Here is a 20,528-nt window from a genome sequence, read left to right on the forward strand (position 1 = left end):
ACCGGTATCGACCGCCGCACGGGACGGAGGCGGCACTGATCACACCGGCCCAGCAACGCGGCTTCAACCTCTGTTCGCCACGGCCTTACCACCGCTCCCAGTGCAGGACCCGCTCCCGAGGAATCCGGTGGGCCGGCTTGAAGTCGGTACCGACGGTGAACGCCAGGGGGATGAAGGCGGCGAGCATCACCTCGTCGTAGGGCACGCCGAGCGCGTCGGCGAGTTCCTTCTCCAGCGGGCCCTGCGCGGTGGTCCACACCGTGCCCAACCCTCGCGCACGGGCGGCGAGCATGAAGCTCCACACCGCCGGAAGGATCGATCCCCAGGTCATGGACTGGTCGAGTACCGAGGCGCCTTCCGTGCGGCCTTCGACGGCCGGGACGACAAAGGCGGGCACGCGGTGGATGTTGCGGTGCAGGTGCCGCAGGCCGTCCGAGATCCGTTCCATGGAGCCGGGGTGGGCGAACATGCGCGGCAGATCCCGCTCGGTCGGCGGCTGCCCACCCCCGGTCGCCAGCGCGCGGCGGAAGATGTCCCCGACGAGGCGGCGCCGCTCGGGGTCGGTGACGACGATGAAGTGCCAGCGCTGCCGGTTGCGTCCCGTCGGGGCCTGCGTGGCCAGATCGACACACTCCTCGATCAGGGACCGTGGGACCGGGCGGTCCAGGTCGAGGCGTTTGCGTACCGCGCGAGTGGTGGACAGCAGTTGATCGGGGGTCAGATCCAGGGTCACGGTCGCCTCCCGGGCGCCAGATGATCGGAGTACAGATAGTTGACCAACAGATGATTGGTGAGCATACGATTCACATACTCTGTGGTCAAACAATCTGGACGCAGATGATTGCTGGTACGGTGGCGGCAGCCAGGAGGGACACACCATGCCGTCCACGAACAGGGACAACGCGAGCACCGCCTACTTCTCCCGGCTCGCCGCGGAGCGCTTGGACATCGCTCTGTGCCGGGCCTCGACCGCTGTGGCCCGCGCGGCGGACACCCGGGCGGGCGCGCTCGGGATCGGCGTCGGCCAGCACCTGGTACTGAAGATGCTCGCCGACGTCGGCCCCTGCTCACAGCGCGTCCTGAGCGACGAACTGCGCATCGACCGCAGCGTGATGGTCGGCCTCTGCGACGGCCTCGAACAGGCAGGCCACGTACGCCGCGAACGCGACGCCGCGGACCGCCGCGCGTACGCCGTCACCCTCACGGATTCCGGCCGCCGACTCCTCGCCCTGGCCGAGGACGCCGTACCCGAATTCCTGGACGGAACCTTCCAGGCCCTCACTCCGGCGGAGCGCGCGCAACTCTCCGTTCTCCTCGGCAAACTGCTGCACCCGGACCCGTGAGCGGATGGAAGGGCGTCCCTGGGTCGCTGCCGAGGCGGGGTGGCCTACACGTGCAGCGTTCCGACGTCCGGTGCCTGGTCGCCGAAGTAGCGGTGCCGGTGTCGGCCGGTGAAACGGTCGCCGCGGCGCAGGAGATACGCGCGGCCCGCCTCGGTGCGGCCGAGGACGTGGTATCGCAGGATGTTGCAGGCCAGCAGGGGCGGGACGGCCCAGGGCCAGGCCATCGGAAGGCCCAGGTCCCGCAGTCCCCGGCGGCCCAGGAAGTAGCGGAGCATGCTCAGCAGTCTCGCTCGGGCGTAGGCGCGGCGCACTCCGGCGAAGTGGTCGAAGTGCAAGGCGCCCTGGGCGTCCACGACGGCGTTGGCCAAGGGGGGACCGGCCGCACTGCCGTAGCTCTGGGTGATCAACTGGTGGTAGTTGAGGCGGTGTTGGCGCAGCTCCCGGTCGCACAGCCAGTCCTCGTCCACACCGATCAGCCAGCCGACGTACTTCCACAGATGCATCACCGCGCGCGACTCGGCGTGCGTGACGCGCACACCGAGCAGCCGGACACCCAGCAGTTGGACCGCGCTGAACAGTCCGAGTGTGGCGGCCAGGTCGGACTGGTTCACCGGCAGTCCCCACCGGCCGGTGTCCCACCGTCCGCTGTGCTCCATCTCATGGTTGACCAGGGCGTGCATCAGCCGGACGTGCACGGTGAGCCGGAAGCCCATGCCGGGGCGCCGCATCGCGTCGTGGCCGCTCACCGCGATCGCCCACTGCTGGGTCTCGGCGAGCCTGCGCAGTGCGGAGCCGCCGCTCAGGCCGCCCGTTTCGACCAGCAGATCCGGTGGCCCACCGAACCGGTAGGAGCCGATCAGCGCCAACTGTAGGAGCACGTCAGCGGAGTTGGGGGCGAATCGTCGTACCGCCCGTCCGCCCTCGTTCACCAGGTCGAAGTCCACCCAGTCCGGCACCGCGTCGATCGCGGCGAAGAAGTCCCGTAACGGCTGCGGGGGTTGGGATACCGCGTCGATCCCGTCGGCGAGCGCGCGGCGGAACTGACTCATCGTCACCCGGTCCGGATGCGTGGCGTCGGTCTTCCGCAGGGCTTTCGCCAGTGCCGCCCCGACCTCGTCACGTGCCGTCAGCCGCTCGCCGATGGTGTCCAACAACACCGGATCGAGGGCGTCTTGGCGCAACAGCATCCGCAGCGGCCTGCCCACGCGACGGTTGACGCGCTCGGTCTCGCGAAAGCGCTGTGGAAAGGGAAGGCGCGGATACGGGGGGCGCGGATACGGGACGTGTGGATCAGGAAGGTGTGGTTGCGGAAGGTGCGGACGCGCAAGTGGGCTTGTCGGGACGGCACTTGACTCGACCGGCCCCTCACGCAGCGGTGGCTTCTGTGCGACCATGAGCCGATGCTGACAGCCGTTCGTACTCGCGTTCAATTCGCATTCTGAACGCCATGCCGTCGCCTCGCCGCAAGGCTCCGCGCAGCACGGCCGCTCGCACGTCTCCACGCAAGACGCCACGCCAGGAACGGTCCCGGGCGATGGTGGAACGCATCCTCGACGCCGGCCGGCAGACCCTGATCGAGTACGGGTACGAGGGTGCGTCGACCAGCCGGATCGCGACGGCGGCCGGGATCAGCCCCGGGTCGCTGTACCAGTACTTCCCGCACAAGGACGCCATCGTCTCGGCGGTCCTGGAGCGCTACAGCCACGCCCTCGTCTCCCGGGTCACCACCCAGATGTCCGGACAGTTCGACCAGCCCGTGCCCGTGATAGTCCGGGCCACCCTCCTCGCATTGTTCGACGGGCTGGACGTCGAGCCGGCCTTTCTCCGGGCGGCGGTCGAACACGGCACCCGACTGGACGACGGCCGCACCCTGAGCGCCTTCGAGCAGCGCATCGGCGAACTGGTCTTCGCCTATCTGACGACGCGGCGCACCGGTCTGCGCCCGGACATCGCCCTCGATACGGCGGTGTGGATTTCGGTGCGTACGGTCGAACACCTCACCGTGCGCTATCTGCTCGACCGACCACCCATCCCACGGGACCAGTTCCTCGACGAACTCACCCGGCTCGTCCTCAACTACCTGAAGCCCACCCCGTAACGCGCGCCTTCCGTCATTCCGCTCGGCCACGCCACCGGTAACGGAACAACGGCCCTGAGACGGAGCCGAGGGGTGGCCCGACGATAGAGTGAAACGGTGACTCCGCCGCAGGAAGACCCGCCGCCGCCGATCCGCGAGGACGATCGCGACACCGCTGTACGGCGCCTCCAGGAGGCGTACGCCGAAGGGCACATCTCGCACGGAGAGATGGACGAACGCCTCGATCAGGCACTCGTCGCCAAGACGCACGGCGAACTGGTGCGGGCGCTGACCTCCCTCCCGGCGGAGAACGCGGGCACCACCTCCACGATCGCCGCCGCCTCCGGACGGATCAAGCGGCGCGGCGCATGGCGGGTACCTCGGTTCCTCAAGGTCGAGTCGGCGTTCGGAAAGGTGTATCTCGACCTGTCCCAGGCGGACTTCGAGCATCCGGCGGTCGACATCGAGCTGCGACTCGAATACGGCAGGGCCAAGATCACGGTGCCTCGCGACGCGGTCGTCGACATCGGGGATCTGGAGACCGTGTGGAAGGACGCGCGCTACGAGCCCCCGAGGCACCCCCGCCCCGGCGGGCCGCGAATCCGGATCACCGGGGCCATGGGGTTCGGACGGTTGAAGATCCGCCACGCACGGCGTTGAGGCCCCCGTCCGGCACCAGATCCGGGCTGTCAAGAAGGCTCAGGGTGTGGCTCAGTAGGCCCAGCCGAAGATGCCGGCGATGTCATGGCATTCGTCGGTCCGCGTCGGCTGTAGGCGAAGTACTCGGACCAGGAACGGCAGTTGGCGATCCGGTCAGCCCTGTGCGGGAATCCGGCTGTGGACGTCGTCCAGCATGTTCCGCATCGCCATGTGGAAGATCTCGGCCTGGTGGTCGCCGAGGAAAGAAGTGTGCCCGAACACCTCCAGGACGACGAGGCCGTGCATGTGTCCCCACGCGCTCATGAGGAGAGCGGTCGCGGCGGCCGGCAGGTTTCCCGAACCTTCCGGTGGCATGTTCTCCAGATGCCCCCGGAGCGGGGACGAGGGAGCCAGGGTGCCGGCCGCGGCGAGTTGGGCGTCGGTGAACCCGCCGAACAACTCGTGCTGGAAGATCGCGCCCATCCGCCGCATCGCCTGGGTGGTGGGCCCATCGGCGGGTGCCTCGTAGTCCCGCAGCGGTGTTCCGTAGAGGAGTTGGAACCGCTCGGGGTGGGCGATGGCCCATCGGCGGTAGCCCTCGGCCGCGATCACCACGCGCGGCACGGCCGGGTCGTCCGCCGCTGAGTCGATGGCGGCCTGCACGGCGTCGGCCAAGTCGTCGTACGTCCTGGCGATCAGCTCGGTGACGAGGGCATTGCGGCGCGGAAAGTAGTGGTAGAGCGCCTGCACGGTCATGCCGAGACTGCGGGCGACCGCGCGCAGGGACAGGGCCGCGGGCCCGTGTTCGGTGATGTGGCGCTCGGCGGCGTCAAGGATCTCCTGGGTAGCGGCGGCCCGGCGCCGCTCGCGCAGGGAGACGGGGGCCGTTATGGGTTCGTCTGTCGGCATACGGCGACCGTACGACATGGACCCGGCGGGCTATCAAGAGCCTTGGTGCTGTGAAGAAAATCTAACACTGCCAAATCTTCCGTCACCCCACTAGCGTCGTTCGCGGCGACGAAGAGTGCGACACCGCACTTACCTCCGACGGGCGACGAGACCCGCCGAGCACCGCGCCGGTTCTCCCCATGTCCCGGCTGCTTCACGTCGTTCCACCGCAAGGACGCAAAGGAGATCGGGCGTGTTTGAACGCATAGCCGAAGTGTCGATTCGACGGTCCCGGCTGGTACTCGTCGTCGCCGTCGTAGCCGTGGCACTCATGGGTGTCGTGGGCGCCGGCGCGTTCGGCAAGTTGCTCGGGGGCGGCTTCGACGACCCGGCGTCCCAGTCCACCCGGGCCGCTGAGGTCATCGACGAGAAGTTCGGCGGAGAGACGAACCTGGTCCTACTGGTCAGCGCCCCTGACGGCCGTATCGACACCCCGGCGGCCCAGCGGAGCGGCCGGACCCTGGTGGCGGACCTCAAGGACGAGAAGAGCCTGGCGAACGTCGTCTCGTACTGGGACACGGAGAGCCCCGGCCTGCGCTCCCGGGACGGCCGCGAGGCCATGGTGCTCGCCCATGTGAAGGGCGACGAGACACAGCAGCAGAAGGACGCCACGGCCATCCTCGACGCCTACACCGGAACGTACATGGACACGCTCACGGTCCGGGCCGGAGGCGGCGCCGCCGTGGGCGCGGACATGTCGACGCAGGTGGTCGACGATCTCGTCCTGGCCGAGACCATCGCCATACCGCTGACCCTCGTACTGCTGCTGTTCGTGTTCGGCAGTATGGTCGCGGCCCTGTTGCCGCTGGCCATCGCGATCATCGCCATCCTGGGCTCGTTCGCCCAACTCTCCCTCCTCGGCAGCGTCACCGACGTCTCCGTCTCGGCGACCAACCTGACCACCGCGCTGGGCCTCGGACTGGGCATCGACTACGCCCTGTTGATGATCAGCCGCTTCCGGGAACAGCTCGTGACCGGGGCGAGCGTGGAGGACGCCGTCCGGCGGACCGTGCACACCGCGGGCCGCACCGTCGCGTTCTCCGCCGCGACCGTGGCCGCCGCGCTCGCGGCGCTCCTGGTGTTCCCGCAGTACTTCCTCCGCTCGTTCGGCTACGCCGGTGTCGGTGTCGTCGCCATCGCGGCCATCGGCACTCTGTTCGTGATGCCGGCCCTGTTCGTCGTCCTGGGGCACCGGGTCAACAGCGGGCGGCTGCCGTGGGCGAAGCGGGGGCCCGTCGGCGCCGGGGCGTCGATGTGGGGGCGGCTGGCCCGTACCGTGATGCGGCGGCCCACGCTCACCGCGCTGCCCGTGCTCGCGGTCCTGGTACTGGCGGCGAGCCCGCTCCTCGGCATCACCTTCGGCACGCCGGACGAACGGGTCCTGCCCGAAGGCGCCGAGAGCCGCCAGGTCGCCACGGCACTGCGGGAGAACTTCGACGGCAACGACGAGGCGGCCCTCCACGTCGTCATCGACAACCCGGTGGGCGAGCCCCCGTTGGCGACGTACGCGGTCGAACTGTCCGGACTCCAGGGCGTCGCCCGCGTCGAGACCAGCACCGGGACCTATACCGAAGGACAGTCCGCGGCGACCGGGCCCGGCAATGCCGCACTCGGCAGGTCCGACGCCCAACGGATCAGTGTGGTCAGCGACTTGCCGCCCCGGTCGGACGAGGCACAGAGCCTGGTCGACGCGGTGCGGGCCGCGACGCCGCCCGCCGGATCACAGCCCCTGGTGGGCGGAGTCGACGCCGAACTGGTCGACTCCAAGGACTCCATCAGCAGCCGGCTCCCGATCGCCGTGGCCCTGGTCGCCCTCACCACCTTCGTCCTGCTCTTCCTGTTCACCGGCAGTGTCGTACAGCCGCTGCGGGCCCTCGTCCTCAACGTGATCAGCCTGGGAGCGACCCTTGGCGTCATGACGTGGATCTTCCAGGACGGCAACCTCTCATCCCTTCTCGGCGTCTCGGCGCAGCCGATGGAGGTGTCGATGACCGTGCTGATGTTCTGCATCGCCTTCGGCCTCTCCATGGACTACGAGGTGTTCGTCACCAGCCGGATCAAGGAACTCCACGATCTGGGCGACGACAACGAGTCCGCCGTGGCCAACGGTCTCGGACACACGGGACGCATCGTCACCGCGGCGGCCTGCCTGCTCGCCGTGAGCTTCTTCGCCTTCGGCACCGCCAAGATCAGCTTCATGCAGATGTTCGGCCTCGGCAGCGGACTGGCCATCCTCATCGACGCCGTCGCCGTACGCGGCGTCCTCGTACCCGCCGCGATGCGCCTGCTCGGCCGCTCGGCCTGGTACGCGCCCGGCTTCCTACGCAAGGTCCACGGCCGGTTCGGTCTCAGCGAAGGCGGCCCCACACCGCAGCCCGCGACCGCACCGACGCCCACGGCGGAGACGCCGTACGCGAAGAACACGACGGGAGTCTGACCACCCGGAGCCACGTCCCGCTGCCTCGCCGACACCGGCGAGGCAGCGGCATGTTCCCGCGGGTGGTGCGTCCGGAACTCGCGCAGGGGGCTGCATCCGGGTCTCAGGAAGCCGTCGTAGAGGGAACGAGGTGGTCCAGCGGGCGTTGACAGATGCCGTACTTCTTGGTCACCCGGGCCCCGATGAGTTTCATCGTCCGGTTGGCACGGTAGTTGTCGGCCAGCGTCCAGGACGCCTCGATGACGGGATAGCCCAGCCGCTGTGCGGCGCGGGACACCTCCATTCCCAGGAGCAGTTCGATGCCACGGCCGCGATACTCCTCCCGCACGCCCAGGACCATGGCCCGCACCCGGTCGAGCCGTCGGCGCGCGCGCAGCAACCGCACCAGGCCGAGCGGAATGCCCCAGGTGTGCAGGCGTCCGTTCGCCGCCGCGAGCGCGGGGGCGAAGTCCGGTAGCGCCAGGGCGACACCGGCGGGCTCCCCGTGCACTTCCGCGACCATGCCCAGTCCGGGCCTGAGAAGAGGGCGCAACTGCTGGGCCAGGGCGCCGAATTCACGGTCGGTCATCGGGCTGAACCCCCAATTACGTTCCCAGGCGGCGTTGTAGACCTCTTTGACCAGGTCCGACTCGGCGGCGAAGTTCCGCAGATCCAGCGGGCGGATACGGACTCCCCAGTCCCTCCCGGACCGCAGGAGGCGCAGCAGTCTCTGGTTCTCGTGAACGGTGGCGGGCAGCTCCCAGGCCAGCAGTTCCATCGCCGTGGTGAATCCGCAGTCGGACATCAACTGCGGGTAGTACGACGGGTTGTACGGCATCTGGACGGCGGGCCGGAGGTCGAATCCCTCGGTGAGCACTCCGCATTCGTAGTTGGTGGAGAGACTGACCGGGCCGAGCAGCGTTTCGAGTCCCCGCGTCCGTAGCCAGGATGCGGCGGCGGTGAACAGCGCCTCGGCCGCATCTGGATCGTCGACGCAGTCGAACAGCCCGAAGAAGCCGTCCTTCGAGTCGTGGAAGCGATTGTGGTTCGGGTTGTGAACGGCCGCGATGCGGCCCACGACGCGACCGTCTCGCCGAGCCAGGAAGAACCGCGCCTCGCCGAACTCGTAAAAGGGATGGGACCCGCGGTCCATGAGCCTGCGCTGATCGCCGCGCAGCGGAGGAACCCACATGGGCTCATGCCGGTGCAGGACATGAGGGAAGCCGATGAACGCCGATCGGTCCGCGCGAGTACGCACCGCCTTCACGTCGTACGCGTCACAGCTCTGCATGCCCTCGCAACCCCTCCTCGGCCGATACCGGTCCCGCGCTCGGAAACTCAACAAGGCTAGCACTCAACGTAGTTGATCGATCACCACTCGTGACGACCTGTGCTAAGACTGACTCCTCATGAGGCGTGAGCGGTGAGCCGTGAGGCATGAGTCGCAGACGGAGGGAGACGGGTCGGTCCGTGAGGCAAGAGCCCTTCGGCGGATTCGATCGCCGGTCACGGCGCCGCGCACGGCTGGTCGTGGCCCTCACCTGCCTTCTCGGTTCGCTGGCGTGCTGGTACGCGGTAGGTCTGACCCATCTGCTGTCCCCCGGGGGCTGGACCCCGCCGGCCGCCGACTCCGTGCGCGCCGAGGCCCTGCTCGCCTCCGAATTCCACGCCGGGCCACCGCAGTTGATCCTGCACGCCACCACGCCGGACTCCGTCGATGCCCCAGAGGTGACCGCCGCGGGCCGCGACCTGACCCGTCGGGTGGCGGAGGACCAACGCGTCGCCTGGGTGAACTCGTACTGGCAGCAAGGGCTTCCGTCCCTGCGTACCGAGGACCGGCACTCCGCTCTCGTACTGATCCGGTTGCAGGGCGGTGAACGGGCCACCCGTGACGCGGCGGGCGACATCATCGACCGGTTCACCGGTACGAGGGGGCCTTTGCGGGTATCGGCGTCGGGTGCGGCGGCGGTGATGGACGAGACGGAGAAGCTCAGCGAGGAGGGCATGCGCTTCGCCGAATTCGTGGCCGTACCGCTGGTCCTGCTCATCCTTCTCTGGGTTCTGGGCAGTGTCACGGCGGCTCTGCTGCCGGTCGTGGTGGGCGTGGTCGCGGTCGCCGCCACGACGGCGGTCCTGCGGCTGCTGAGCACTGTCACCGAGGTGTCGCTCTTCGCCCTGAACATCACCACCGCGCTGGGCTTCGGGCTCGCGGTGGACTTCAGCCTGCTGCTCGTGAGCCGCTACCGGGAGGAGCTGGCCGGTGGCGGCGGAGCGGACCAGGCGCTGCGGCGGACCCTGCGCGACGCCGGCCGCACCGTGGTGTTCTCGGCCGCGACCATCGCGGCTTCCTTGTCCGCACTGCTGCTCTTCCCGCTGCCGCTGCTGAGATCGCTGGCCTACGGCGGAGTGACGGTGGTGTGCGCGTCGGCCGCCGGGGCGTTGACGGTACTGCCCGCCCTACTCATCCTTTTGGGTGAACGTCTCGACCGGTGGGATGTGTTCGCCCGGCTCCGTCGCCCTCGCCAGGCCGTGTCGTCGGGCGCGTGGTTCCGGCTCGCACGCGCGGTGATGCGACGCCCGGTCCTGGTGACCGTGGGGGCGCTCGCCCTGCTGGTCCTGCTGGCGGCTCCGGTGACCCAGGTGCGGTTCGGAATGTACGACGACCGGATCCTGCCGCCGTCCTCACCCGTCGCCGAGACGTCCCAGCGGCTGCGCGCGGACTTCGGGTCGGAATGGGTGGACGCGGCGAGCGTGGTGCTTCCCGGGCCGACCGCCGGGCGACCCGGCGCGGAGACCGGCGCGGTGACCGGCCCTGTGACCGGCGCTGTGCCGGACCCGGTGACCGACCCTGTGCCCGACTCGGTACTCGACGCGTATGCCCGTCGGCTCGCCCTGGTGCCGGGGGTACGGCGGGTGGAGGCCAGGACCGGCACATATCGCGACGGGCTGCGGTCGGCGGTGCCGGACGCGTCGTCCGCCCGTTTCGCGGGGCCCGGCGGCACCTGGTTGTCGGTGATCCCGGAGGGCACCGACCCGCTGTCCCCCGAGGGCAGCCGCCTCGCCGCCGGGCTGCGCGCGGTACCCGCGCCCGGACCTGTCCTGGTCGGCGGGCCCGGCGCCAGGCTCGCTGACACCGAACAGGTGCTGGCCGGCCGGCTGCCCCTGGTTGTCGGCGTCACGGTACTGGCCGCCTTCGCGCTGTTACTGGCGTTCACCCGGAGCGTGCTCATTCCCGTCAAGGCACTCCTGCTCAACGCCCTTGGTCTGGCGGCCACTTCGGGGGTCCTGGTCGCCGTCTTCCAGCAGGGTCGCCTCGCACCGCTGCTCGGTGACGTCACCGCGGGCGGCGTCACGGACGTGGTCGTGCCGAGTCTGATGTTCTGTGTGACCTTCGGTCTGTCGATGGACTACGAGGTGTTCCTGCTGTCCCGCATCGTCGAGGAGCACCGCCGTGGGAGCGACACGGCGACGGCGGTGGCCATCGGGTTGCAGCGCACGGGCAGGCTGTTCACGTCCGCCGCCCTGGTGTTCGCCACGGTCACGGCGGCCCTCGCGCTCTCGTCCCTCGTCCTGTTGAAGCTGATCGGCGTGGGGCTCGCGTTCGCCGTACTGCTGGACTGCACCGTCATCCGCGCCCTGCTCGTCCCGGCCGTGATGCGGCTCGCCGGGCGCGCCAATTGGTGGATGCCGCGGTTCGGACGCGGAAAGAACCGCCGTGTCCCTTCAGGTACTCCCCCTTCGGAAACTTCCCTTCCAGGAACTCCCCTTCCAGCGGCACCGATGGAGGACACGTGACCACCGCACGCCCCCGTTTCGCGATCACCGGCGCGACGGGGTTCATCGGCCAGAGGCTGTGCCGGCGGATCATCGCCGAGGGCGGCGAAGTGGTCGCCCTGGTACGGAGTACCTCCGCGCACCGGGTCATCACCGCGGCGGGGGTGCGTCCGGTGACCGGTGACCTCGTCACCGGGGAGGGTCTGCGTGAGGTCGTACGCGGCGCCGACTACGTCGTCCATCTCGGCGGCCTGGTCAAGTCGCCCACGGACGAGGGATTTCGCCGGTGCAACGAGGGGGGCACCCGCAGACTCGCGGAGGAGGTCGCCGCGCTGACGTCCCCGCCGCCGCTCGTCCTGTGCTCCTCCTTGGCCGCCGCAGGTCCCTCGTACCAGGGCCGGCCCCGCCGGGAGGAGGACCCTCCCCGGCCGGTGTCCCGCTACGGACGGAGCAAACTCGCCGCGGAGGAGGCGGTGCGCGCACTGTCCGACCGGTTGCCCGCGACCATCGTCCGCCCTCCGATCGTCTACGGTCCGGGGGACCCGGCGTTCGTTCCCTCACTGCTGCCGATGGTGCGTGCGGGAGTGGTGCTCAAGGCCGGGTTCGGTCCACGCGGATACTCCTTGGTGCACGTCGATGACGTGTGCGAGGCGTTGTTGGCGGCGGCGCTCCGGGGCCGTCGGCTCAGTTCGACGCGGCCCGCCGATGGCGTCTACACCGTGTCGGACGGCACCACGCACACCTGGGAGGACCTGTGCGCGGCGCTGGCGAAGGCACTCGGCCGCCGCCGTGGTCCGCTGGTACTGCCCGTGCCGCTTCCCGTGGTCGGTGCGGTGGCCCGGGGCGCCGAGCTGGTCGGCCGGGTCCGCGGCGTACATCCTCCGCTCAACCGTGACAAGGCGGTCGAGCTGAGGAGCGCGTGGTGGACCTGTTCCATGGAGCGGGCGCGCCATGAGCTGGGTTTCGTTCCCGCTGTCCGGCTGGAAGAGGGGTTGGCCGACCTGCTGGCACGGTAGCGGGGCACCGGCGCGCCCCGCTCCGATCGTCAAGCGATGAGCCGTCAGGTGGTGAGCGCGTCCTTGAGCGCCGCCCATTCGGCTGTCAGGGTCCGGACGGTTTCGTCGATCTCCCGTTCGCTGTGCCGGGCGGTCACGAAGAACCGTAGGCGTGACTGGTGGTTCTCGACCGCCGGTGGGGTGAACGGCTGTACGTTGACGCCTCGTTGGCGCATCCGATCGGCAAGCCGCAGCGCGCCGGCCGCGTCACCGGTGATGACCGGCACGACACAGGAACCGTCCACGCTGAGGCCGATGTTCAGGCCCGCCTCCTCGGCACGCTGCCTGAATCGTGCCGCCCGTGCGCGGGCCGTCGCCGCGAGTGCGGGTTCCTCGCGGAGCCGTTCGAGCGCGGCCAGTGCCGCCGCCGCCGCACTCGGCGGCATGCCGACGCTGTAGATGAATCCGGGTGTCGTATGCCTGAGATGGGTGATGAGTGGTTCGGCGCCCGCGATGTACCCGCCGCAGCTCGCCATTGCCTTGGAGAGGGTCCCCATACGGATGTCCACTTCGTCTCCCGGGACGCCCCAGTGCTCGGCCGCACCGGCTCCGGTCGCGCCGAGGACCCCCACGCTGTGTGCCTCGTCCAGGTACAGCAGAACGTCGTGCCGGCGCCGCAGTTCGATCAGCGCGGGCAGGTCAGCGAGGTCACCGTCCATGCTGTAGACGCCCTCCACCGCGACGACGACGCGCTCATGCAACGGCCTCTGCTCGGTGAGCAGGCGATCCAGCGCGGCCATGTCGTTGTGCGGGAAGACCCGTCGCCGGGCGCCGGAGAGCTGGGCTCCCTGGAGGATGCTGTTGTGCGCGAACGCGTCATGGACGATGAGGTCGGCCGGGCCCAGCAGATGCCCCAGTACGGCGACATTGGTGGGGTGCCCGCCGATGAGGGTGAGTGCCTGTTCCGCCTTCAGGTGCCGGGCCAATGCGTCTTCCAGGAGGCCGTGCACCGGTCGTTCCCCGGAAGCGGCGCGGCTGGCCGAGACGGAGGTGCCGTACCGGTCGATGGCCTCCTTCGCGGCGGTGGTCACCACGGGATCCTTGGCGAGCCCCAGATAGTCGTATCCGGAGAAATTGGTCAGGCGCACTCCGTCAACGACCGTGGTGGCGCCCAGGAGTTCGTCGTGAACGGCGAAGTACGGGCTCGGCAGGCCGAGCAGTCGCAACTGGTCGGCGATGCCCGCGGCCCCATCGTTCCCCGGGAGCCTCTCAGCGGACGGTGCCGGGGTCGGCCCCGGCACGTGGCAGCGGTCATGCGCCGTGCGGTCACGGGGCATGCGGTCATGCGCCGTGATCCAGTCCGCGATCTCCCGCACCGTCGTCCCGGGCCGCGTCAGTTCGCGGGTGAGCGGTGGCAAGTCAGGCCATTCGGCGGCGAGTTGGTCGGCGAGTTCGGCGACGAGCAGGGAGTCGAAGCCCAGGTCGTCCACGAGTGCCTGGTCCGGTCCGAGCACGTCCGGGGGGAAGTCCGACACCCGGGCGATGACGGCCAGCAGGCGTTCGGTCACGGAGCCGTCGGGCGCCGTGGTGTGCTCGGGTTCGTCCAGCGCCCAGTAGGTACTGGTCTCGACCGGACTGGCCGGCAGGTTGACCAGTCGTCCGGCGGCGACGGACGGTGGCCGCTGCGAGTCGAGCAGGCGCTCGGCCTGAGAGGGTGGTGGTCCGCCGAGGTCGCGCGGGACAGGGCCAGGGCGCCGGACCCACGTGCCGGGCGGCACGGCGGTGTCGTCGCGCAGCGCGCACGCCAACTCGCCGAGCCGCTTGGACAATTCGGTGTGGGTGGCGGCGGTCACCACGGCACGGGCCGCCAGCGGAGTTCGCGAGGCAAGGGTGTACGCGACATCGGCGAGTGCCGGTGGTTCCGGCTCGTCCAGTGTGCCGGCGAGTTGATCGGCGTAGTGGGCGAGCAGGGTGTCCGAGCCGGCCGTCAGGAGAAACAGCAGGCCGTCGGCCCCGGGTGGGGCGGCTCGTACCGCCGGCGGCTCCGGGGCCTGCTCCAGCACCATGTGCACATTCGTGCCGCCGAATCCGAAGGCGCTGACACCGGCCCTGCGCGGCGCGTCCCGCTCGGGCCGCCAGGCGCGTGGCTCGCGCGTGATCGCGAACGTGCCTCCGTCCGGGAGCAGTTCGGGTTCGACCTGTTCACAGCCCGCTTGCGGCGGAACGACACCATGGTGGACGACGAGCGCCGCCTTCAGCAGGCCCGCGATGCCCGCGGCGGAGAGCGTATGGCCGATGTTCGCCTTGACCGAGGAGACATAGGCCGGTGGCCCGGCGGGCGATCCCGACCTGAGGTCACGCAGTGCGGCCATCTCCACCGCGTCACCGGTCGCGGTGGCCGTGCCGTGGCACTCGACAAAATCCACACTGCCCGGTGAGACACCGGCGTCGTCGTAGGCACGCTCCAGGCAGGCGGTCTGTCCCTTTTTGCTCGGTGTCATGGGGCCGCCGGAACGGCCGTCGTTGGTGCAGGCACTGCCGCGGATGACCGCGTACACCCGGTCGCCGTCGCGCTGGGCGTCGGTGAGTCGCTTGAGGACCACCATTCCGGCGCCCTCGCCGAGTACGAATCCGTCGGCACGCCGGTCGAAGGGGCGGCAGACGCCGGTGCGGGACACGACGCCGATGCGGGAGAAGCCGATGAGGATGTCCGGCACCAGATTGAGGTAGACCCCGCCGGCCAGGGCCACTTCGCACTGACCGGTACGCAGATGGGTGACCGCCTCGTGCACGGCGGCGAGGGACGCGGAGCACGCCGAGTCCACCACGAAGCTCGGGCCGCCCAGGTCGAAGACGGAACTGACGGATGCCGCCGCCATGTTCAGCATGTTGCCCGGCACGGTGTAGGCGTTCATCGGCGCGACCGCGTCGGCGGCGGCCGTCAGCCGCTCCGCGTCCGCCGCGTCGACGCTCCCGAACTCCCCCTGGGCGAGCTGGCGGGCCCGGATCCGGGACGTCAGCATGTCCTTGTACTCGGTCACCGAGGCACCGACGTAGACCCCCGTACGCTCCCTGGGGAACGGGCCGCGTTCCAGTCCCGCGTCCTGCAACGCCACCCGGGTCAGCTCGATCAGCAGCCGGTGCTGGGGGTCGGCGACCTCCACACGTCGTGGCGGCAGTCCGTAGTGCAAAGCCGCGAAGGAACGTACGTCGTCAAGGTGTGCCACCCGGTCGCTGTAGGAGCCGTCGGGGTCGCGGGGGTCCTGCGGGCGGTGGAACGGCCGGTGGTTCCATCGCCGGCCGACGGGGCCGCCGACCACCACGCCGCCGTGGATGAGCCGCCAGTAGCCAGGGATGTCCGGGGCGCCGGGAAAACGGCAGGCCATACCGGTGATCGCGATCGGAACCATTGCTCAGCTCTCCGTACGGGTGAAGGTGCCCGTCGGCGCCGGCCGGACCGGGACGGAGAACAGGTCCTCGCGGGTGAGCCCCAGCGCGGTCAGCAGGGGCAGCACCACGTCGGTGAAGAACACCGTCGCGTCCACCCCCGCCGTGCGCATGACGGCGGTGCGGTGGGCGTAGTCGGGCAGCAGATCCTGGGCGGGCATGCGGAAGGTGCGTACCACGTGGGCGAGATCGGCGAGTGTGCCCGCGCGGTCGACGTCCAGGTGCAGGGCGAGCATGCGTTGGTAGAACCGGGCGTGGGCCATCTCGTCGCGTCCGATGAATCGGTACACCTCGGCCAGGACGGGATCGCCCGTGCGGCGCGCCAACTCCCGCTGCTTGCGGTAGATCACGAAGGTGGTCAGCTCCTGTACGGCGAGATAGAGCGTCATCTCGCGGGGGTCGCTGTGCGGTGCCCGCCATTTGCGGGCCATGATCTCCTCGGCGTAGTCGTGCAGTTGCTCCTCGGTGCGCTGGCCGCTGCGGTGCAGGTACTCACGGAGCACCAGGGAGTGTTTGGCCTCCTCGTAACCCCAGTTCGCCGCGAACCACGCCTGGCCGTAGTCGCCGGCCAGCAGCGACAGATGCTCGCGCAGATAGTCGGGGAGGAACATCTCCACGCCGCAGAACGTCTCGGCGCACAGCGCGAGGCGCTCGTCCCGGGGGGACTCGTCGAGCCGATCCCAGGGGACATCGTCGAAGAGGTTCCAGCGACGGGTGCGTTCCGCCCGTTCGAAGAACGACATGTACTCGCGGTGGAACGCCTCACGCAGCGCACGGGAGGTCATCGGGCGCCCGCCTGCCGCTCCGGGGTCGCGGCCGTGAGCACCTCGCAGAGATCACCGACCGTGCGTACGCGTCCGAATGCCTCGTCCGGCAGGCGGAGACCGATGCTCTGTTCGGCGATTGTGATCATTTCGAGGAGCTGTACGGAGTCGAGGCCGAGGGCGTGCAGTTCGGCTTCCGCGCTCAACGGCCCCAGTTCGTGATCGCTGACTTGTTCACCGGCGCTCTGCAATACCGCGAGTGCTTCGGCAAGGTTCATGGAACTCTCCTGATCAGTCGATACGCCGGAGCGACCACTGGGCCAGGGAGTGGTATCCCTGCTCAAAGGCGCGCATACAAAAAGTGAGATATCGATCGAAATCAACGAACAGCTCATCGCCCCACGTCGTGCGGATGAGCTTCTCGTTCCGCCGCAGGCCCGCGCGCCAGTGGCCGGTGGTCCGCGCGTAGTCCGAACGCCGGGTGCGGAGGCGGACGATCTCCCAGTACGGGCCGACCGCCTGCACGATGTGCTCCATGCGCGGTGCGAATCCGCCGGGGAAGATACGGCGGCTGTACCAGCCGAATTCACGGATGTCCGCGAGGTCGCGCGGGACACGGTCGCCGATGATGTGCTGGAGGGCGAAGGAGGCGCCCGGCACGGTCCATTCCCAGGCCCTTCGGAAGTAGTCCCGGTAGATGTCCACCGCCTCGCCGGCGCGGACCTGCTCGGGTCGGCACACGTGCTCGATCATGCAGATCGAGATCAGCGCGTCGAACCTTTCCGCCGGCTCGTAGTCGCGGTAGTCCACACAACTGACGTGCACACCCGGCTGGTTCAGCCGCTCGATCTCCGCGTGCTGATCGCGGGAGAGCGTGATGCCGTGCACATCCCTGACCTGTCGGTCGACGGCCAGATACGCGAGGGTGCCGCCCCAGCCGCAGCCGATGTCCAGCACGCTGGAATCCGGCCGGACCCCGGCGTAGTCGTACATCACGGCAAGCTTGGCGAGCTGTGCCTCACGCAGGTCGTCGGTGTGGTCGAACACGGCGCAGGTGTAGTGCAGTTCCTGCCCGAGCCAGAGCCGGAAGAAGTCGGGGCTCGCTCCATAGCTGACATCGACCTCAGCCGCTGTGGACATCGTGTGCCTCCGCACGCCGTTCCGTGACGGTGGGTTGTGCGGCGAGGTACCTGCCGCGCATCTCCTGGCGGCGCGGTTTCCCCGATGTCGTTCTGAGGATCGTCCCTGGCCCGGCCGTGACGACGTCACCGACGGTCAGCGCCAAGTGCTCTGCCGCGACTTCCCGGATCGCCCGGTCCAGGCCGGGTGCGGCGTCCGGGCGGCACTCCACGATCACGACGACCTCTTCCGTGTGAGCCGAGGGCCGGGTGAAGGCGACGACGCCTCCGGCGCGGACCCCGGGCACCGCTTCCACCAGCCATTCGAGGCGAGTCGGGTCGATATTGCGGCCGTTGACGACCAGGACGTCCTTCACACGTCCCGTGACATGCAGTTCGCCGTCCGCGAGATAGCCCCGGTCCCCGGTGCGCAGCCAGCCGTCCTCGCGGAAGGTCCGTGCGGTGGCCTCGGCGTCACCGACGTACCCCGCGGCGATCGAGGGACCACGGGCCCAGATCTCCCCGACGGAGCGGTCGGGGCGTTGTGCCCCCTGACCGTCGACCACAGTGACCTCGTGTCCCGGAAACGGCCTGCCGCAGTTCATCACGTGCAGCGGCTCTTCTCCGCCGTCGGCCGGAACCGCCCGGTCCGTGTCCCGCAGGACGGTGGGTGAGACGGCGTCGGTCCGTGCGCCGCGCCCCCGTGGCCCGAAGGTCACCGCGAGAGTCGACTCGGCCAGCCCGAAGCACGGGAGCAGCGCGGCCGGATCCAGTCCCGCGGGCGCGTACGCCTCGGTGAACCGGCGGAGCGTGCTCGCGTTGACCGGCTCTCCTCCGCAGCCGAGGACGCGTACCGGTGACAGATCGAGACCGGCGATGTCCTCGGGACGGATCCGCTTGGCGGCGAGCCCGAAGGCGAAGTTCGGGGCGAAGGTGATGGTGCCTTTCACCCGGGACATCGTGCGCATCCACATCCCGGGGTCGCGGACGAACATCTGCGCGGACATGAGCGTCACCGGCACGCCCACCACCAGCGGGGCGAGCACGAATCCGACCAGCCCCATGTCGTGGTGGAGCGGCAGCCAGCTCACCGCGTGGTCATGGTCGGGGTCGGCGGCCAGTCCGTCCCGCATGATGGCAAGCGAGTTGGCCTTCACAGCACCGGCGGTCGCGGCCACCGCGCGGGGACGGCCGGTGCTGCCACTGCTGAACTGGAGATAGACGATCCGGTCGGGACGGTAGGGGACGGGCTCTCGCGGACCGGCCGCCGCCTCAGCGGTGTTGAGGGATTCGTACGTGTACGAAAGAGAGGGCTGTCGCAGGTCGGACAGCAGCGGCAGTGTCTCCTCCGGTGCGATGACGGCTCGCGGTTCGGCGACCGCCAGGGCTTCGCCGAGTGCCTCGCGCCAGGCGTCACGGCGCCCGAGCTGAGGCGGCGGAGGAACCGGCACCGGCACAAGACCGGCCCAGACGGCCCCGAGGAACGCGTGCACGAAAGGCCCCGGCTCACCGGCGACCAGCGCGACCCGGTCCCCCGGACGCAACCCGGCGGCGATCAGCCCACCGGCCGAGGCACGTACGGCCGCGAGCAGTTCGGCGCGCGACAAAGAGACCGTCTTCCCGTCCGCGTCGACATACCCGTGAGCGAAACGCGCGTCCCCCTCGAACATCTGAAGTGTCGATGTGATCCATCGGTCATGCAACGGGGACTCACCTTTCAGCCTTCACGGAATTCAGGTGCCGCCCATGATAACCAGCCTTTTCCCCATTCCAGGAAATAAACCAACATCCTCATAATAAAGCATTCACACATGAACCGATTTCCTGATAGTCATTTGATTACGTGAGAACGTTCACCTCCCCCTTGTAACGCCGGGCCGAGAGCCTCAACCCTCGGACAGAACCCCCGGACAGGGCCCTCGAACGGCGCACTCGGACAGGACATCGAGGGCCGAACACAGCCTCGGCATCGGCGTTCACCTGATGGGATGAAGTGCATATCCAGTGCCCCATATGGCCTGATTGTCGAGCGTGACTGGTGGGCCCGCTCGGGTGAAATGGCACCCCGCAAATTCCGTCACCGATTCGCCCGCGGAAGGCAAACATGAACCTGACTGGAAACAAGATCGCCGGTCTCGCGGCCGTCGCGATGAGCACCCTCTCGCTCGGCGCCATCGCCGCCTCCGCCACACCCGCCGTGGCCCAGCCCTCCGCCTGCGGCGAGGAGAACTGCCCGAGCCTGAAGCCCACGAGCCTGGGTGCCAGCCAGGCGACCTTGAACATCACGTCGCTGCAGTTGGAGAACATCACCGCCACCGCCACCGATGTCCGCACCGGGCAGCCGGTGGTGGGCGGCCTTGTCCGGTTCTATACGAATGGCGGCCGACTGCTGGGCCAGGCGTACACCAACTACACCGGCATGGCAGGTATCACCGCCACGGAGAACTTCGGTCCGGGCACCGTCCAGGAACTGCTGAACGGCTACGACGCCGTACTGGTCGGCGACGGCGTCCACTCCACGGCCTCGGCACACGGGACGATCACGATCGGCACGGACTCCTGCACCAGCACACCGGGCCCCAGCGATCGCCGGCTCAAGTGCGCCGTCGTCCCCGTCGACTGGAGCCGCTGAGTGTGGCCGTTCCGGCGGTCCGGTCCTGGTGCCGAACCCGCCCCTGAGCACACCGCCGCCCACGGTACCGATGGGGTCGCCCCGGCCGGGGCCGTCAACGGCTACCACGTACTGGAGACGGTCGCGGCGCTGCCCATCAGCACCTGGCGGTATCTGTGGGAGTCCGAAGAGGTGCGTCACATCGGGCCGATGGCCCAGGACTGGCACGCCGCCTTCGACTTCCACCATGCGAACACCCGAGTGATCCCGCTTGTCGACGCCAACGGCATCGCCATGGTCTGTGTCCAGGCGCTGAACCGCCGTATCGATGAACTCACCGCCGAGGTGCAGCACCTGCGCAAGCTGACAGAGCACCGCGAAAGCGAGTGAGGTAGG

17 protein-coding genes are annotated in these 20,528 nt (G+C 69.3%); 8 read left to right on the forward strand and 9 right to left on the reverse strand.

The features are described 5' to 3' along the window. Positions 1–85 precede the first annotated feature (85 nt). A complete protein-coding gene (locus ACFVT5_RS21045) occupies positions 86–733 on the reverse strand; it encodes a nitroreductase family protein (protein WP_389889834.1) in 648 nt (215 codons plus the stop codon). Positions 734–878: 145 nt separating this feature from the next. Between ACFVT5_RS21045 and ACFVT5_RS21050 the strand changes: the two genes are divergently transcribed. Beyond that, positions 879–1,343, forward strand: a complete 465-nt coding sequence (locus ACFVT5_RS21050) for a MarR family winged helix-turn-helix transcriptional regulator (RefSeq protein ID WP_389889837.1) — start codon at positions 879–881, stop codon at positions 1,341–1,343. A gap of 44 nt (positions 1,344–1,387) precedes the next feature. Here ACFVT5_RS21050 and ACFVT5_RS21055 read toward each other — a convergent pair whose 3' ends face one another. Then, positions 1,388–2,530, reverse strand: coding sequence for an oxygenase MpaB family protein (locus ACFVT5_RS21055; protein WP_389889840.1), 1,143 nt, complete (start codon positions 2,528–2,530; stop codon positions 1,388–1,390). A gap of 347 nt (positions 2,531–2,877) precedes the next feature. Here ACFVT5_RS21055 and ACFVT5_RS21060 point away from each other — a divergent pair, with 347 nt between their 5' ends. Together ACFVT5_RS21060 and ACFVT5_RS21065 are read left to right on the forward strand one after the other, a co-directional pair. Beyond that, positions 2,878–3,441 carry a TetR/AcrR family transcriptional regulator gene (locus ACFVT5_RS21060; protein ID WP_389889843.1) on the forward strand — a complete coding sequence of 188 codons (564 nt, stop codon included), beginning with the start codon at positions 2,878–2,880 and terminating at the stop codon, positions 3,439–3,441. A 96-nt stretch (positions 3,442–3,537) separates the two neighbouring features. Continuing rightward, complete coding sequence (locus tag ACFVT5_RS21065; RefSeq protein WP_389889846.1) at positions 3,538–4,080, forward strand: DUF1707 domain-containing protein; 543 nt, start codon at positions 3,538–3,540, stop codon at positions 4,078–4,080. 153 nt (positions 4,081–4,233) lie between these two features. Here the strand turns inward: ACFVT5_RS21065 and ACFVT5_RS21070 are convergent, their stop codons facing one another. After that, positions 4,234–4,968 (reverse strand): TetR/AcrR family transcriptional regulator, encoded by a 735-nt coding sequence (locus tag ACFVT5_RS21070; protein ID WP_389889849.1) that lies wholly within the window; start codon positions 4,966–4,968, stop codon positions 4,234–4,236. 232 nt (positions 4,969–5,200) lie between these two features. Here ACFVT5_RS21070 and ACFVT5_RS21075 point away from each other — a divergent pair, with 232 nt between their 5' ends. Then, positions 5,201–7,444 carry an MMPL family transporter gene (locus ACFVT5_RS21075; RefSeq protein WP_389889851.1) on the forward strand — a complete coding sequence of 748 codons (2,244 nt, stop codon included), beginning with the start codon at positions 5,201–5,203 and terminating at the stop codon, positions 7,442–7,444. A 103-nt stretch (positions 7,445–7,547) separates the two neighbouring features. Here ACFVT5_RS21075 and ACFVT5_RS21080 read toward each other — a convergent pair whose 3' ends face one another. Further along, positions 7,548–8,714: a GNAT family N-acetyltransferase gene (locus ACFVT5_RS21080; protein WP_389889854.1), complete on the reverse strand. Its 1,167-nt coding sequence runs from the start codon at positions 8,712–8,714 to the stop codon at positions 7,548–7,550. 179 nt (positions 8,715–8,893) lie between these two features. Between ACFVT5_RS21080 and ACFVT5_RS21085 the strand changes: the two genes are divergently transcribed. Both ACFVT5_RS21085 and ACFVT5_RS21090 read left to right on the forward strand, forming a co-directional pair. Continuing rightward, on the forward strand, positions 8,894–11,218 hold the full coding sequence (locus tag ACFVT5_RS21085) for an MMPL family transporter (protein ID WP_389889857.1): 2,325 nt from the start codon (positions 8,894–8,896) through the stop codon (positions 11,216–11,218). Beyond that, positions 11,215–12,213: an NAD-dependent epimerase/dehydratase family protein gene (locus tag ACFVT5_RS21090; protein ID WP_389889860.1), complete on the forward strand. Its 999-nt coding sequence runs from the start codon at positions 11,215–11,217 to the stop codon at positions 12,211–12,213. Before ACFVT5_RS21085 ends, ACFVT5_RS21090 begins: the two co-directional genes overlap by 4 nt. A 44-nt stretch (positions 12,214–12,257) precedes the next feature. Here ACFVT5_RS21090 and ACFVT5_RS21095 read toward each other — a convergent pair whose 3' ends face one another. From ACFVT5_RS21095 to ACFVT5_RS21115, 5 genes are read right to left on the reverse strand one after another with little or no spacing between them, the layout of a single operon-like run. After that, the gene (locus ACFVT5_RS21095) at positions 12,258–15,602 is read right to left on the reverse strand and encodes an aminotransferase class I/II-fold pyridoxal phosphate-dependent enzyme (protein WP_389889863.1); all 3,345 of its coding nucleotides are present in this window, start codon (positions 15,600–15,602) and stop codon (positions 12,258–12,260) included. Positions 15,603–15,605: 3 nt separating this feature from the next. Then, on the reverse strand, positions 15,606–16,424 hold the full coding sequence (locus tag ACFVT5_RS21100; RefSeq protein WP_389889866.1) for an acyl-ACP desaturase: 819 nt from the start codon (positions 16,422–16,424) through the stop codon (positions 15,606–15,608). Further along, a complete protein-coding gene (locus ACFVT5_RS21105; RefSeq protein WP_389889869.1) occupies positions 16,421–16,681 on the reverse strand; it encodes an acyl carrier protein in 261 nt (86 codons plus the stop codon). The genes ACFVT5_RS21100 and ACFVT5_RS21105 overlap by 4 nt, the downstream gene beginning before the upstream one ends. Before the next feature lie 13 nt (positions 16,682–16,694). Then, positions 16,695–17,543 carry a class I SAM-dependent methyltransferase gene (locus ACFVT5_RS21110; protein WP_389889872.1) on the reverse strand — a complete coding sequence of 283 codons (849 nt, stop codon included), beginning with the start codon at positions 17,541–17,543 and terminating at the stop codon, positions 16,695–16,697. Continuing rightward, positions 17,527–19,191 (reverse strand): fatty acyl-AMP ligase, encoded by a 1,665-nt coding sequence (locus ACFVT5_RS21115; RefSeq protein ID WP_389889875.1) that lies wholly within the window; start codon positions 19,189–19,191, stop codon positions 17,527–17,529. The genes ACFVT5_RS21110 and ACFVT5_RS21115 overlap by 17 nt, the downstream gene beginning before the upstream one ends. Before the next feature lie 434 nt (positions 19,192–19,625). On the opposite strand from ACFVT5_RS21115, the gene ACFVT5_RS21120 reads away from it, so the two are divergent. Continuing rightward, complete coding sequence (locus tag ACFVT5_RS21120; RefSeq protein ID WP_389889877.1) at positions 19,626–20,153, forward strand: hypothetical protein; 528 nt, start codon at positions 19,626–19,628, stop codon at positions 20,151–20,153. Next, positions 20,154–20,522, forward strand: a complete 369-nt coding sequence (locus ACFVT5_RS21125; RefSeq protein ID WP_389889880.1) for a tail fiber domain-containing protein — start codon at positions 20,154–20,156, stop codon at positions 20,520–20,522. Positions 20,523–20,528 lie beyond the last annotated feature (6 nt).

Origin of the sequence: Streptomyces sp. NPDC058001, from assembly GCF_042886315.1 — a bacterium.
In the GTDB taxonomy this organism is placed as follows: domain Bacteria; phylum Actinomycetota; class Actinomycetes; order Streptomycetales; family Streptomycetaceae; genus Streptomyces.

Bases quoted from the DNA above. Each gene is read 5' to 3' on its own strand.
- ACFVT5_RS21080 (WP_389889854.1), bottom strand. From the start codon at position 8,714: ATGCAGAGCTGTGACGCGTACGACGTGAAGGCGGTGCGTACTCGCGCG.
- ACFVT5_RS21100 (WP_389889866.1), bottom strand. From the start codon at position 16,424: ATGACCTCCCGTGCGCTGCGTGAGGCGTTCCACCGCGAGTACATGTCG.
- ACFVT5_RS21105 (WP_389889869.1), bottom strand. From the start codon at position 16,681: ATGAACCTTGCCGAAGCACTCGCGGTATTGCAGAGCGCCGGTGAACAA.
- ACFVT5_RS21110 (WP_389889872.1), bottom strand. From the start codon at position 17,543: ATGTCCACAGCGGCTGAGGTCGATGTCAGCTATGGAGCGAGCCCCGAC.
- ACFVT5_RS21060 (WP_389889843.1), top strand. From the start codon at position 2,878: ATGGTGGAACGCATCCTCGACGCCGGCCGGCAGACCCTGATCGAGTAC.
- ACFVT5_RS21055 (WP_389889840.1), bottom strand. From the start codon at position 2,530: ATGCTGTTGCGCCAAGACGCCCTCGATCCGGTGTTGTTGGACACCATC.
- ACFVT5_RS21050 (WP_389889837.1), top strand. From the start codon at position 879: ATGCCGTCCACGAACAGGGACAACGCGAGCACCGCCTACTTCTCCCGG.
- ACFVT5_RS21120 (WP_389889877.1), top strand. From the start codon at position 19,626: ATGAACCTGACTGGAAACAAGATCGCCGGTCTCGCGGCCGTCGCGATG.
- ACFVT5_RS21115 (WP_389889875.1), bottom strand. From the start codon at position 19,191: ATGTTCGAGGGGGACGCGCGTTTCGCTCACGGGTATGTCGACGCGGAC.
- ACFVT5_RS21095 (WP_389889863.1), bottom strand. From the start codon at position 15,602: ATGGTTCCGATCGCGATCACCGGTATGGCCTGCCGTTTTCCCGGCGCC.
- ACFVT5_RS21070 (WP_389889849.1), bottom strand. From the start codon at position 4,968: ATGCCGACAGACGAACCCATAACGGCCCCCGTCTCCCTGCGCGAGCGG.